The sequence below is a fragment of the Streptomyces sp. NPDC006743 genome (assembly GCF_040703815.1).
Classification (GTDB): domain Bacteria; phylum Actinomycetota; class Actinomycetes; order Streptomycetales; family Streptomycetaceae; genus Streptomyces.
Map to the genome: position 1 here is coordinate 1 of NZ_JBEYJA010000096.1, position 12,433 is coordinate 12,433.

Sequence of the window (12,433 nt, forward strand, 5' to 3'; positions counted from 1 at the left end):
CAGTACCGGCCAGGCACCCTCGACGGTTTCATAGTGGGCACCGGCCTGGCTCTCGACGAACCGGCGTCACCCTGACAAGCCGAAGTCAGTAACGGGACCACCCGGTCGCGGGCGGCTCGCAGCGCGACGGTGAAACCGTGCACGATCGAACCCTGGCCGGACAGGAAGCTCTGGGCACTGAGCAACACCTGCCCTCGGTACGACGGCACGGTGCGATTCGACGTCCGCGGCCGGCACTTCAACGGGGTGCTGGACGAGGACGGCAACGCGATCGGCGAGGCGAAGAACGAGGGGAGCCGTGGATCGTACTGGAGCCCGTCGCCCGCGCCATCGCCGTCGTCGAGGAACTCGAAGACGGCGAGCAGCTGTTCACCCGCACCCTCTCCGGTAGGCGAAGGGCACCTGCATGCCCCGCACCGGCCTCTCCTCCGGCACCGCCGTGGAACGGATCCGCGCCTTCACCACCTGGGCGAACCAGCTGGCCACCGCCCACGACCGGACCCACGAGCTGATCTCATCCGAACCCTACGGCGCCGTCCCCCTGCGCCGCTTCCGCCGCACCATCGCCTGGTTCATCTGCCGCCAGCCCGGCGGATCGCGCTCGCGGTGCAGTACGGACACGTGGCCACCGCCATGTCGGAGTCCTACGCCGACCCTCGGGAATTGCATCAGCCGGGCGAGAAGTCGCAGGTTGCCAGTTCATGGCGAGGGCCTGATCGACTCCGAGACTACTACTACCTGGCCTCCTGAGCAGGCAGCTTGACGCTCCAGAGTGAGGACGGCAGCGGAGATTGACGACAAGCGGTAGGGGCTGAGGCCGGGGTCGGTGAGCAGCCGGATTCCTGTAGATCTTGTAGATCTTGTGCCTGGCCCATTCCGTTGTCGAACCAGACGACGAGTCGCATTTGTAGGCTCAGTGCCCTGCGTGCGTGGCGTGGGGTGATAGGCCGAGTAGGGGTAGCCACACAGTGTCCACGATTTCGACGATCGTCTCGTCCGGCACTGCGCCCATGGTCATCAGCATGTCGTGGCGCACCAGGTCGAAGGGCAGGTTCACCACGCGATCGGATCGCGGTACGTCCGTAAGCTCGCCGCGTTTGACGGCGCGGTCGAAGAGCGTCGCGAAGGGGGGCTGCTGGTCCGTTGGGTGGAGGCGGCTGCGCAGGTCTTGGAAGGTGGTGCCGGTCTCGCGGAAGTAGTCCGCCAGCTGGATGCGCATGAGTATCACGGTGCGGGCCCGCTCGGCGTTGACCGTACGAAGGAGGGCGACGGCGTCCTGGCGCAGGCTGCCGGTGTCCGGGATGTCGAGTGGATGCCAGTGCCGGGCGAGCGTGGCGACCAGGAGGTCCTCCCGCTGCGGCCAGCGCCGGTAGAGCACCGGTTTGCTGGTTCCGGCGCGCGCCGCGATGGCCTCGTAGGTGAAGCCGTTGTAGCCGCGCTCGACGAGTACGTCCCAGGCGGCATCGGTGATCGCGTTCTCCAGGGCGGCGCCCCTGCGCCGGGTGGGGGCGCCTTCTCCCTGCCGCTCAGTCACTGGTACCCCTGTATGTCGACTTTCATGGGATTTGGCCATGCGATTGGATCCGCTTGCGTATCTTAACCTTCAGTCGTAGGGTCGAGGCGACAAGAAACGTGTACGTATCTTAACGGCTCCGTGTGTCAAGCAGGGGGAACGCGCATGCCCGTGATCAATGCCGCGCTGGTGGAGTCATTCGACGAGCCGCCGCACTTCCGCTCCATCCCTGCCCCCGAGGCGGCCCCCGGCCAGGAAATGGTGGACGTCCTCGCCGTTGGCGTGCACCGTGCCACCAAGGGAATCGCTGCGGGCAAGCACTACACCAGCCCCAAGACGCTGCCTGCCCTGGCCGGCGCCGACGCCGTAGTCCGCCGGGCCGACGGCAGCCTTGCCTTCGTCATGCCGATGGGCGCGGGCTCCCTGGCCGAGCGCATCGCGATCGACCCGGCCACCGCCATCCCCGTCCCGGACGGAACCGACCCCGCGCTCCTGGTCGCCACCATGAACCCGGCCCTGTCTTCGTGGGCCGCGCTGCGCACCCGGGTGCCTTTTCAGGCCGGGCAGTCGGTCCTGGTGCACGGCGCGACCGGCAACGCCGGATCGATGGCCGTCAAGGTCGCCAAGCATCTTGGAGCCGAGCGCGTGATCGCCGCTGGGCGCAACCGCGCCCGCCTCGACGAGCTCACCGCCGAAGGCGCGGACGACATCGTCCAGCTCACCCCGGACCAGGACGCCACCGGGGCCGCGCTCGCCGAGGCTGCCGCAGAGGTCGACGTGGTCCTCGACTATGTATGGGGACCTCCCACCGAACTCGCCATGCGCGCCGTCCTCGAGGCGCGTACCCAGCACACCCGCCTGCTGGACTGGGTGCAGATCGGCGGCATGGGCGGAGACACCATCACGCTGTCCGGACATGCCATGCGCTCCAACGCATTCCGCGTCTTGGGCAGCGGCATCGGAGCGGTCCCCATGGACGTCTTGCAGCGGGAGTTCACCGAGCTCGTCGCCGCGATCGCCGCGGGCGGCATGGCCGTGCGCCCACACCCCTTCCCGCTCGACCAGGTCGAGGCGGCCTGGGCCCACCAGGACGCACCCGGCGAACGCACCGTCATCCTCCTGTAACACACCCGCCACCGGCTCGGGTACGGCGAGAGGCTGGTGCATCAGAAGCCTGCTCAGCGTCAGACTCTCCTGCTGGGGCTCCTGGTTGAGGCACGGTGGTTCGACGGAGCGTCTGATCCAGGCCGTTGCCGTGCCACTTCATCGCGGTCGCCAGCACGTTGCCGGCCAGTGCCTGGGCGCCATCGCCGACCCGGCCCGAACGGTGCGTGTAGCCCGGCTGAGGATGGTGACCATGTCCTTGAGCTCGGGATGGTCCACTGCCTCAAGGCTGGTGTCGATGTCGTCGGGAACGTCATCGCGGCGCTGTGCGAGGAGCGCGGAGCGCTCCTTTCGCGTACTGAGAAGAAAGAGTGCCTTGACGATCTCGGTCCACGGCGCCCAGGCGAGGGAGAACTCATCGTCCCCACCCAGTTCCAGGATGGCGTAGAGATCCTTGGAGTCAAGGTCGGTGAGGTTGGAGGGGGGAGGAAGGCTGCAGCCGTCGTTGCTAGTGGCTCGTCTCACGTCGTTGACCGGACAATCGACGGGCCTGCCGTCGGTCAGCAGGCTGGCTTCAGGGCTTGATCTTGGAGGTGGTCGTGGGGCGTCGAGCGGGTGTTCGTCCGGCCGGTGAGCATGGGGGAAGGCGGCAAGCTGCAGCGGGTCAACAAGCCTCTGAGGTGATCAACCGCTCAAGGCAGTCACGGCCGACATGCGGAACGCGGCCACCAGTCGGCTGCTGTCCGCGGCCCGGGTTGCCACGACGGTGTGGCTCGGTTCGACGCCGTGTAGCGGGATGGTGGTGAGGTCGGGTCGGGTGCTGCCGGTGTGCAGGGCGGCCGGGATGATGGCCACGGCCTGCCCGGCGGCGACGTGTTCGAGCTTGTCCTCGATGGTCTCGACCGACGGTCCGCCGGGTGCGGGGCGGCCTCCCGGCCGCGGGTCGATGCGCCAGTACGCGTCCCATTCCGGATCCGGGAAGCGGGGGATCGGCTCGCCCTCGATGTCGTCGAGCGTGACCGACTCCTTGCCCGCCAGCCGGTGCCCGACTGGTACGAGCAGCATCTTCGGCTCGTCGTAGAGGACCGTCACGTCCAGGCCGTCGGTCTGCAGCGGCAGCCGGGTGATCGCCGCGTCGACCCGCCGGTCGAGCAGGGCCTGGCGCGGCTCGTTCCACTTCAGGTGCAGCGTGCGTACATCGGCGTCGGGGTGTTTGTGCCGCAGACTCCGTACCACCGGGGTGACGATCAGGCCCGCGGTGTAACCGACGGTGATCCGGGTAGGCCGCGCGGCGGCCCGGGCGGCGGCCGTGGCCTGCTGGGCCGAGCGCACCAAGGCGCGTGCGTGGGGGAGGAACACCTCTCCCGCTTCGGTGAGCCGCGTGCCTTGTCGCGTCCGGTCGAAAAGCCGCGCACCCACCTGGGCCTCGAGCTGGCTGATCTGCCGGCTCAGCGACGGCTGCGCGATGTGCAGCTCGGCCGCGGCTCGGCCGTAGTGCAGATGTGACGCGACGGTGGTGAAGTAGCGCACCAGCCGAATGTCGAGATCTGTCATGCCTGAATGGTATGACGTGTTCCGGAACAGGTCTTTGATGACCGAGAGTCTGCGTCCCTACCGTGAGATCCATGGCAAACGACAATGAAATCGCGGTCCGGCGTTTCTACGAGGCACTCTCCACCGGTGACGGCGCGCTGGTCGATGAGGCCCTCGCCGTCGGCTGGGAGGCCGTCCCGGCCCTGCGCGCCGGGGGCGGCCCAGAGGGATGGAAGGCGAGCATTGCTCACCTCCGTGGTGTGTTCGGTGACCTGACCGTCGAGTTGGAGCACGTCGTCGTGAACCGGGACATGGTCGCAGTGCGGGCGGTCAGCCGCGGGAAGCACACCGGCGAGCTGCTCGGCGTCGAGAGCACCGGCCGCGAGGTCGCGTTCCGGGCGGCCGACTTCCACCAGGTGGTCGACGGCCGCATCGTGCGGACCTGGCACCTGGAGGACTACTTTTCGATCGCCACCCAGATCGGACTGGAGTTCACCCGTGGCGCTTGAGGGAAAGACGGCGGTGGTGACGGGGGCGGCCCGGGGCATCGGATACGCATACTGCCGGCGGCTCGCCGCGGACGGCGCGCACGTGGTCGCCGTCGACATCGACGACCCGGTGGAGGCGGTGAGCGAGCTGGAGGGCGGCGGCGACAAGCTGGGACTGATGTGCGATATCAGTGAGCCGTCGCAGGTCGACGCCGTGACCGGCACGGTCCTCGACCGGTACCGGCGCTGCGACATCCTCGTCAACAATGCCGGCATCTTTCCCTTCACCGACCTTGAGCACATGTCGATCGAGCTGTGGCGCAGGGTGCAGGCGGTCAACGTCGAGTCGATCCTGCTCTTCGCTCGGGCTTTCGCGCCGGGGATGCGGGACGCAGGGTGGGGGCGCATCGGCAATACCGGCTCGGGCATCACCCTGACCCAGAATCGCGACCTCGCGTACATGACCAGCAAGGGCACTGTGCACGTGCTGACCCGTGCGCTCGCCAACGAACTCGGCGACAGCGGCATCACGGTCAACGCGATAGCACCCGGCCTGGTGGCGACCCAGGGCTTCCTGAGCCGGGCCCGGTCGGGCGGCCCGACAACCGACGAGGTGTTCGCCCGTGTGACGGCCCTGCAGACCATCAAGCGCCAGTCGGTCGCGGCGGACCTCGGTAACGCCCTGGGCTTCCTGGTCTCCGACGACGCCGACTTCATCACCGGCCAGATCCTGCATGTCGACGGCGGCATGACACGTACGGGAGCCTGACATGCTCGAAGCCATCGCCGACCGTTTCAGCACCTCGCCACGCTCGCCCGTGCTGCACTCCCCCGCCGAGCACGGGCTGGACTTCGAGGACGTCACGTTCCCCTCCGAGGACGGGATTCCACTCGAAGGCTGGTTCGTGCCGGCGCCCGGCTCCGACCGGATCGTGATCGTCAACCATCCGCGGTTCTTCAGCCGTTCGGGGCTGCCGTCCCATCTGGAGCCCTGGCGGTCGGTTCACGGCGAGACCGGTAATGACATCGAGGTCGACTTGGTGCCGGACATCGCGCTTCTGCATGCCGTCGGCTACCACGTCCTCACCTACGACCTGCGCAATTTCGGCCTCAGCGGTGCCGCCAACGGTGGCGTGACCACCAGCGGCAGATTCGAGTCGCGCGACGTCGTCGGGTCCCTGCGGTATGCACGGTCGCGTCCTGACCTGCGCGGGTCGCGGATCGCGCTGTTCAGCCGCTGCCTGGGCGCCGATGCCACGCTGTTCGGGATGCAGCGGGCTCCGCAGGAGTTCACGGACGTCTGCTGCCTGGTCGCGTGCCAGCCGCTGTCGCCGCGCGCGGTTCTGGAGCGAACGCTCGAGCGGCGCTGCATCCCGGCCGAGCGGATGGAGGAGCTGGACCGGCTCATCAGACTCCGCACCGGCTTCGGCCTCGACGAGATGTCCCCGGTCGAGACCGGCGCGGCCGGCAGCGTCCGGGTACCGACGCTCGTCTACCAGGTCCACGACGACCTCATGACGCGGCCGGCCGATGTCCAGTCCATGTTCGACGCCATCCCCTCGGACGTGCCGAAGGAACTTTTCTGGATCCACGGCACCACGCGCCGCTGGGACGGATACCTGCACTTCCAGAAAGACCCGGACCGCATTCTGGAGTGGCTTGCCGGCCACATAGGCTAATGGTTTGTCACGCGGACTTGGCCGGGTGTTCGGTCCACTGCCGGATCGGTGACTCGGGCGCGAAGCCGACCTTCGGCTCGGCGCGGCCGTTCCGGCCGCGTATGAAGGCGGCGATGGCGGCGTTCTGCTCGTCGTGGGTGCGGTGGTCGGTGCCGTTCAACGCGAAGTAGCGCAGGGCCGCAAACTCCGACTCGATCCAGTTCAGCCACGAGCCGTAGGTCGGTAAGAAGACCAGTTCGATGTCGTTACCAGCCATCCAGGTGCGGACATGGGCGTGCCAGTGCAGGGAGAAGTTATCCAGCACCACGTACAGCGTCCCCCGGACCACCGCGCGCCCAGCGACAGCAGCGACGTGGAAAAGTGGCAGCCGGTCCGGATCCTCGTTGAGAAGCCCGAGTTCGGCCCCAGCGAACGGCAGGACGTGACGGTGCTCCGTGAACTCGACGAGCCGGAAACCGGCGGCTTCGGCTGTGACCACAACGGCGGCGGCACCAGCGCGGCGGCCGCGGCGATCCTTGCCGACGCGCTCCACCTCGGGGACCCGGACACCTGCGGCATTGGATACGCCGCCTACCCGGAGGACGAGGTGCTCGCGCAGCTACGGGAGGACTTCTGCGACGAGGTCCTCTCCCAGCTCTGCGACCAGTGGCGACTTCGCCGCAGCGTTGTCCTGTGCTGGTCCCTGGCCTGGTACATGCAGCGCGGTATCGATTCCCTGCCCGCCGCCCTGCGGGACCTTCCGCCGCTCTAGAGCCAGACATGACCGTGGGCACGCCACACAATCCTCGGCCTGGCAGATGGCTGTGGTCGCGCCGGGCCAGCGCCCTCCACGGACGGCACTTTGCAGCTCCCGCAACCCGTTCCAGCACCCCGGAGTGGAGAGTCGACCCTGACACGGAGACCTGGTGGCACCAGCCACCCGCCTCTCCGGCCGGGGTCCAGGAGATCCAGGCCCGCACACCGGACGGCTACGACTTCGCCCACCTCGTCTGGCACACCTGCGCACCATGCCGCCTCGGCCTGATCGCGCAGATCAGAGTCACCGGCCGCTGGCAACGCCACGGCTACGCAAGCCACATGGTGCGATTCGCCCTACGGAACTGTGACGGGTACAACTGGACCACAACACCCCAGTCGGACGGCGGCCAGGCGTCGTGCAGGGGTGAAGACCTCGTGAGCAGCGGCGCAGAGTGCCGGGTGGGAGCGGCTGATGCCCGCGCAGCAGTACCTGCTGGAGTCGCTGGGCCTGGAGCCCGCCCCCGCCGCGGAGGGCGCGACGGCGCGGCCGGTGGGGCGGCGGGAGGCCGCGCGGGCGGTGAGCCTGGCGGCGGCGCGGCAGTTCTTCGAGCGTGAGGGACATCTGCGGGTGCCGCGGAAGGCCGTGGAGGTGCTGCCGGACGGGACGAGATCAAGCTGGGTGCCGTCGTCGACAACACGCGGCGCCGGGCCGACAAGCTGACCGACGAGCAGCGCGCCCGGTGGACCGCCCTCGGCATGCGCTGTAGGTGAGGGAGGGCGGATAGCGTCACGTGCAGGCGTCACACGGTGACGCCTACGGAACGTGGACGCTGCCGGCGACGCCAGGCCCGGGTACGGCAGCGGGGCGAGCAGTAACGGCTGTCCGACCGCTTGCGGATCCCCATCGGGGTCTCGCTGGCGTACCAGGTGGCTTCGCACTCCGGGCAGCGGAACCCGGGCCAGGGGTGCGGGCGCCCTTCCAGCAGGGCCTTCTACGCCTCGTCGGCGGCGTCAACGGCAGCCCAGCGGCCCCTCCGCACTCTCCAGGCCCGGGTACGGCACCGGGCGCCGCAGTACAGCCGCGAGCACCGGCTCCCTGTCGGAAGCTCAGCACCGCACAGGGCACACCGCCGCACCGCCCCTTTTGCCATACCCCCAGGATCCCCCTCCGGGCCCCGCCCGGCGGGCTCGTCACGAGGCGTCGCGTGGCACCACCGGTAGGCAGACCGCCGGCGAGGGGCGGTCGGAACTCATGCCCTGCCGTCGCTCGGGGGCGGTGCGGACCGGGACGTCCGCCACCTCGTCGCCGCGCCGAGCAGCGGGGCGGTCTGTTCCGGGTTGGAGTCCGCGGCCTCCCGGCCGGCGTAGAAGCTGAGCAGGGGCAGCACACGCTGGAGCGCGGCCCGCCGGTCTGCGATGTGCTGCTCACCGGCAGCGGTGAGGGCGGGTGGAACGTCCATGGCCGGTCTCCTGTCCGTCTGTGCGGGCTGCACCCCTAGACTCCGGTGGGTGAGCCAACAGACATGCAAAGCACCGCAGTCGATGGCCCAGCACTCGGTGGAGGCCGGCGACCGGTCGTGGAGCACGGAGCCCGAGGGTCAGCAGGTCCCGCCCGGCGCGCCCGGCACGGCGGCGAGGCTCCGAACGATCGTCGCGGAGCTGTCGGACCGTTTCTACGAACGGGACGACGTGGTACGCGCGCTGGTGGTGACGCTGCTTGCCGGGCAGCACTCGCTGGTGCTCGGCCCGCCCGGCACGGCCAAGTCCGAGATGGCCCGGGAGCTCACCGGCCGGATCGAGGGGGCGTCGTACTGGGAGATCCTGCTGTCGAAGTTCACCGCTCCGACGAGGATGTTCGGGCCCATCGACGTGGCCGCACTCGCCCGGGGCGAGTACCGCCAGGTCTACGAGGGCCGCGCCACCACCGCGCACATAGCGTTCATCGACGAGATCTTCAAGTGCTCCACGGCCGCGCTGAACGAGACGTTGGGCTTCCTCAACGAACGGATCTACCACCCGGAGAACGGCGGCGAACCGATCCACTGCCCCCTGATCGGCGCGATCACCGCCAGCAACGAACTGCCGGAGAGCGACGACTCGGCCGCGATCTACGACCGGTTGCTGGTGCGGATCGAGGTCAGTTATCTGGCGGACCCGGCCAACTTCGCCGCACTGGTCCGCTCCTCCGTCGGCCGCCCGGCCGCCCCCGCCCGGACCACCGTCGGACTGGCCGCGCTGCAGCGGGCCGTGACCGAGTCCGTCCCGGGCATCGGTGTCCCGGAGACGATCGTGGACGCCGTGTGCAGCCTGCGTGCCGCCCTGCGCCGCAAGGAGCTCGTCGCCTCCGACCGCCGCTGGCGGCAGGCGGTGCGGCTGCTCCAGGCCTCGGCCTACCTGCAGGGCCGTCCGGCGGTCGCCGAGACCGACCTGTCGATGCTGACCCATGTGCTGTGGGACTCGCCCGCCCAGCGTCCGACCGTCGAACGGGAGGTGCTGCACCTGGTCAATCCCGACGCCAAGGAGGCTCTCGACCTGGCCGACACCATCGACGAGCTGGAGGCCCAGCTCGACGCCATGGCCGGGCAGTCCCGGGAGGCTTTGAGCGAGTGGGTCATCAAGAACGCTCACGGCAAGCTCGCCGTGGCGGGCAAGCGGCTGGAGACGCTGCGTGCGGAGGCGGCGAACGCCGGTCGCTCGACCGCGGCCATCGACCGCGTCATCGGTCGTCATCGCGCTGTCCGTGGCCGGGTGCTCGCCGAGGCCCTCGGCGTGGACGTCAGCTCGGTGGAGGCGCAGCCGTGAGCGTCGAGGAGACGGGGGCGGAAGCCGCAGACGGTGCCGGCGGCGGGACACCTGTCGGGCTGGACGAGCTGATGCGCCACTCCGGGGCTTGGCTGGGCCTAGGCGTCGGGCGGCCCGAGCGGCACACCGCGACGGTGGTGACGGACCCCTTCGAACGGATCGCCTGGCGCGACACGCTCGCGCAGTCGGCCGCGCTGCGCGAGCTGGTCGACGAACTGCGCCCACAGCACGCCCACATCGGCGATCTCCTCGCCGATGTCTTCCTGGCCGCCTACCAGGAGACGGAACCCCGGCTGCGCGAGAGCGCCGAGATGGACCCCGCCCGGCTCGCCGATCACGGGATCGTCACCGCGCTGGTGAGGTCGCCGGACTTCGCCGAACTCCGCTGGGAGACGGCGGGCGACCCCTACGCCGCCGCCATGGCCGTTCTCGTCCAGGCGACTGCTCTGCGCCGGATGTTGGTGCGGGCCTGGGACGCCCGGGAGACGGCCGGCGTGCGGGCACGGCTCTGCGGGACGCGCAGAACGCTGCCGCTCGCGTGGGCGAGGCGCTCAGGAGGGTCGCTGCCGCGGCGGGCGAGGACGGTGCAGTGCCGGGCCCGGTCGCCGCCGCCGCACAGCGGGCGCTGGGAGCCGCCGAGGCGGCCGAGGGCACCGCCCGGCAGGCCGCGCAGGCCGCCGCCCGGGCCGTCGCCGCGGCCGCCGCCGACATCAAGGTCATGGCGCGCAACGCCACCGCGCGGGCCTCCGAAGCGGTGCGGCACCAGGCCACGCTGCATCGGGCGTGGGGCGTCGGCCCCGGCGAGCTGGAGCGGATGCCGTTCGAGGAACGCGACCGGCTCGCCGAGCGGCTGCGCGGCGGCCGTCTCGCCCGGTGGGCCGAGCTGATCGGCCGGTTCCGGCAGATGGCCGGTGGCGAACGCGCCCGCAGGGTGGAGAACACCACCGGCGAGCTGATCGGCGTCACCCTCGGGGACGACCTCTCCCGCGTACTGCCCTTTGAACTGGCCCACCTCGGCCTGCCCGGTCTCCGCGCGGTCTTCGCCGCCCGGTACGCCGCCGGGGAACTGATGCTCTACGACAGTCAGGGCGAGCAGAGCACCGGTAAGGGCGCCGTCGTCGCGTGCGTGGACACCTCACACTCCATGTACGCGGAGGGCCCCGGCGGCATCACCCGGGAGGCGTGGTCCAAGGCATGCGCCTTGGCGCTGATGGACCAGGCCCGCGCGGCGGGGCGGGACTTCGTCGGCATCCTGTTCTCCTCCGCCGACGAGCTCCGCGTCTTCCGCTTCCCGGCCGGCCGGTCCGCTTCGACAGCCGCGGTCGTCGACTTCGCCGAGACCTTCCTCGGTGGCGGAACCGACTTCCAACGGCCGCTGTCCGCAGCGGCGGATGTGCTGGCGGAAGAATTCGCCGCGGTCGGCCGGGCGTGCGGGGATGTCGTCCTGATCACCGACGACGCCTGCGAGGTCTCCGAGGAATGGACACGCGACTGGCGGGCCGTCAAACGCCGGCTGGACTTCAGACTCTTTGGCGTGGCCGTCAGTAGTCCGGCAGCCACCGAGCACGGCTCGGTCCTGGAAGCCCTGTGCGACAATCTCCGCAATGTCGAGGACCTCACCGACGTGGAGGCCGCCGCCGACCTCTTCCGGCTCGTCTGACACCGCTCGGCCGAACCGGGTACGCCCCCGACGCCTTCCGGCGTACTCCGGGGACGGGTGCCGGGCGCCCCGGCCGCCGACGACCCGAGACACGGCCGACCTGCCGAAGGCGCGCGCAATGCCGTCGTGCAGTACATGCCGCACGCCGGAGCGGTCGAAGTCCGCGACATCGGATGGGCCGGGTGACCTACGCGGGGCTCCCCCGGCAGATCGGCGGCTGCACCGTGCGGTGAACGAACGCCACGGTGACTGGCAGGCGACAGCACACAAAGAACGGTCGGCACCGGCTGCAGTGTTCGCCGCGCGTGCAGGGCGACCGCGCGGCGCACAGCATCCTCCTCGTTGCGTGCCTGCTGTTCAGCCGAAGAGCACGCCCGTTCCCACTCGCCAGGTGCTTGAGCAGGAGCAGGGCGGCGTCCCGTATCGGAAGCTCCCGTACCTGCTGGACAGGAACGGGAGCGTGGTAGGTGAAGGTCACACCGTCACAGTAGGAGCACGCACCGACAGCGGACGCCGGTTTGTGGTCGTCAGGGCCGCCAGCGGAACCAGCCGCGGCCCGGTCTGGCTCTTGATCACGCACGTGCCGTCGCCGAGGACGCAGCCACCTCCAGCGAGGGTGATAAGGAGCTCGTGGCCAAGACGCAGACCCTGCCATATGGGCAACGCCGAGTGATCGAGCTGTTGTTCCTCGATGATCGCTCGCTGAGGAGACGGCCGAACTCCTGGGCCTCGCACCGGCCGCTGCGGCGCGTTACCGTCTGCGTGCGCTGACGACGCGGCGTGAGGGGATATGTCCAAGGTCATGTGATGCCCCTGCCCTATCTAGTGCTGTGGCCGGGAAGGTTTGCCGGGAAGCTCGCGGCGTCCGGTGCGGTGCATCGCAAGGCGGAGCATGACCCGCGTACTGGACGTACTC

General features: G+C 69.8%; 12 protein-coding genes and 1 pseudogene. 9 read left to right on the forward strand and 4 right to left on the reverse strand.

What is annotated here, in order from left to right; translation table 11 throughout:
• Positions 1–913: 913 nt before the first annotated feature.
• The gene (locus tag ABZ719_RS36085; protein WP_366729404.1) at positions 914–1,573 is read right to left on the reverse strand and encodes a TetR/AcrR family transcriptional regulator; all 660 of its coding nucleotides are present in this window, start codon (positions 1,571–1,573) and stop codon (positions 914–916) included.
• A 105-nt stretch (positions 1,574–1,678) separates the two neighbouring features.
• On the opposite strand from ABZ719_RS36085, the gene ABZ719_RS36090 reads away from it, so the two are divergent.
• Complete coding sequence (locus ABZ719_RS36090; RefSeq protein ID WP_366729405.1) at positions 1,679–2,638, forward strand: zinc-binding alcohol dehydrogenase family protein; 960 nt, start codon at positions 1,679–1,681, stop codon at positions 2,636–2,638.
• Between the two features lie 249 nt (positions 2,639–2,887).
• On the forward strand, positions 2,888–3,202 hold the full coding sequence (locus ABZ719_RS36095) for a hypothetical protein (RefSeq protein WP_366729406.1): 315 nt from the start codon (positions 2,888–2,890) through the stop codon (positions 3,200–3,202).
• Between the two features lie 99 nt (positions 3,203–3,301).
• On the opposite strand, the gene ABZ719_RS36100 is transcribed toward ABZ719_RS36095, so the two are convergent.
• A complete protein-coding gene (locus tag ABZ719_RS36100) occupies positions 3,302–4,171 on the reverse strand; it encodes a LysR substrate-binding domain-containing protein (RefSeq protein ID WP_366729407.1) in 870 nt (289 codons plus the stop codon).
• A gap of 71 nt (positions 4,172–4,242) precedes the next feature.
• Between ABZ719_RS36100 and ABZ719_RS36105 the strand changes: the two genes are divergently transcribed.
• Genes ABZ719_RS36105 through ABZ719_RS36115 form a run of 3 tightly spaced genes read left to right on the forward strand, consistent with a single transcriptional unit; the run spans position 4,243 to position 6,317 of the window.
• Positions 4,243–4,659 carry an ester cyclase gene (locus ABZ719_RS36105; RefSeq protein ID WP_366729408.1) on the forward strand — a complete coding sequence of 139 codons (417 nt, stop codon included), beginning with the start codon at positions 4,243–4,245 and terminating at the stop codon, positions 4,657–4,659.
• A complete protein-coding gene (locus tag ABZ719_RS36110; protein ID WP_366729409.1) occupies positions 4,649–5,407 on the forward strand; it encodes an SDR family oxidoreductase in 759 nt (252 codons plus the stop codon). Before ABZ719_RS36105 ends, ABZ719_RS36110 begins: the two co-directional genes overlap by 11 nt.
• 1 nt (position 5,408) lies before the next feature.
• Positions 5,409–6,317 carry a hypothetical protein gene (locus ABZ719_RS36115; RefSeq protein ID WP_366729410.1) on the forward strand — a complete coding sequence of 303 codons (909 nt, stop codon included), beginning with the start codon at positions 5,409–5,411 and terminating at the stop codon, positions 6,315–6,317.
• 7 nt (positions 6,318–6,324) lie between these two features.
• Here ABZ719_RS36115 and ABZ719_RS36120 read toward each other — a convergent pair whose 3' ends face one another.
• Entirely contained in the window at positions 6,325–6,621 is a 297-nt protein-coding gene (locus tag ABZ719_RS36120) for a transposase (RefSeq protein ID WP_366729411.1), read from the reverse strand.
• Positions 6,622–6,669: 48 nt separating this feature from the next.
• Between ABZ719_RS36120 and ABZ719_RS36125 the strand changes: the two genes are divergently transcribed.
• Both ABZ719_RS36125 and ABZ719_RS36130 read left to right on the forward strand, forming a co-directional pair.
• Positions 6,670–7,068 carry a hypothetical protein gene (locus ABZ719_RS36125; RefSeq protein ID WP_366729412.1) on the forward strand — a complete coding sequence of 133 codons (399 nt, stop codon included), beginning with the start codon at positions 6,670–6,672 and terminating at the stop codon, positions 7,066–7,068.
• Between the two features lie 459 nt (positions 7,069–7,527).
• Positions 7,528–7,776: a hypothetical protein gene (locus ABZ719_RS36130; protein WP_366729413.1), complete on the forward strand. Its 249-nt coding sequence runs from the start codon at positions 7,528–7,530 to the stop codon at positions 7,774–7,776.
• Positions 7,777–8,305: 529 nt separating this feature from the next.
• On the opposite strand, the gene ABZ719_RS36135 is transcribed toward ABZ719_RS36130, so the two are convergent.
• Positions 8,306–8,515: a hypothetical protein gene (locus ABZ719_RS36135; protein ID WP_366729414.1), complete on the reverse strand. Its 210-nt coding sequence runs from the start codon at positions 8,513–8,515 to the stop codon at positions 8,306–8,308.
• A gap of 49 nt (positions 8,516–8,564) precedes the next feature.
• On the opposite strand from ABZ719_RS36135, the gene ABZ719_RS36140 reads away from it, so the two are divergent.
• Positions 8,565–9,857 carry an AAA family ATPase gene (locus ABZ719_RS36140; protein WP_366729415.1) on the forward strand — a complete coding sequence of 431 codons (1,293 nt, stop codon included), beginning with the start codon at positions 8,565–8,567 and terminating at the stop codon, positions 9,855–9,857.
• 71 nt (positions 9,858–9,928) lie between these two features.
• Positions 9,929–11,517, forward strand: a pseudogene (locus tag ABZ719_RS36145) (VWA domain-containing protein).
• Positions 11,518–12,433: the final 916 nt, after the last annotated feature.

Bases quoted from the DNA above. Each gene is read 5' to 3' on its own strand.
- ABZ719_RS36085 (WP_366729404.1), bottom strand. From the start codon at position 1,573: ATGGCCAAATCCCATGAAAGTCGACATACAGGGGTACCAGTGACTGAG.
- ABZ719_RS36090 (WP_366729405.1), top strand. From the start codon at position 1,679: ATGCCCGTGATCAATGCCGCGCTGGTGGAGTCATTCGACGAGCCGCCG.
- ABZ719_RS36095 (WP_366729406.1), top strand. From the start codon at position 2,888: ATGGTCCACTGCCTCAAGGCTGGTGTCGATGTCGTCGGGAACGTCATC.
- ABZ719_RS36100 (WP_366729407.1), bottom strand. From the start codon at position 4,171: ATGACAGATCTCGACATTCGGCTGGTGCGCTACTTCACCACCGTCGCG.
- ABZ719_RS36105 (WP_366729408.1), top strand. From the start codon at position 4,243: ATGGCAAACGACAATGAAATCGCGGTCCGGCGTTTCTACGAGGCACTC.
- ABZ719_RS36115 (WP_366729410.1), top strand. From the start codon at position 5,409: ATGCTCGAAGCCATCGCCGACCGTTTCAGCACCTCGCCACGCTCGCCC.
- ABZ719_RS36130 (WP_366729413.1), top strand. From the start codon at position 7,528: ATGCCCGCGCAGCAGTACCTGCTGGAGTCGCTGGGCCTGGAGCCCGCC.
- ABZ719_RS36135 (WP_366729414.1), bottom strand. From the start codon at position 8,515: ATGGACGTTCCACCCGCCCTCACCGCTGCCGGTGAGCAGCACATCGCA.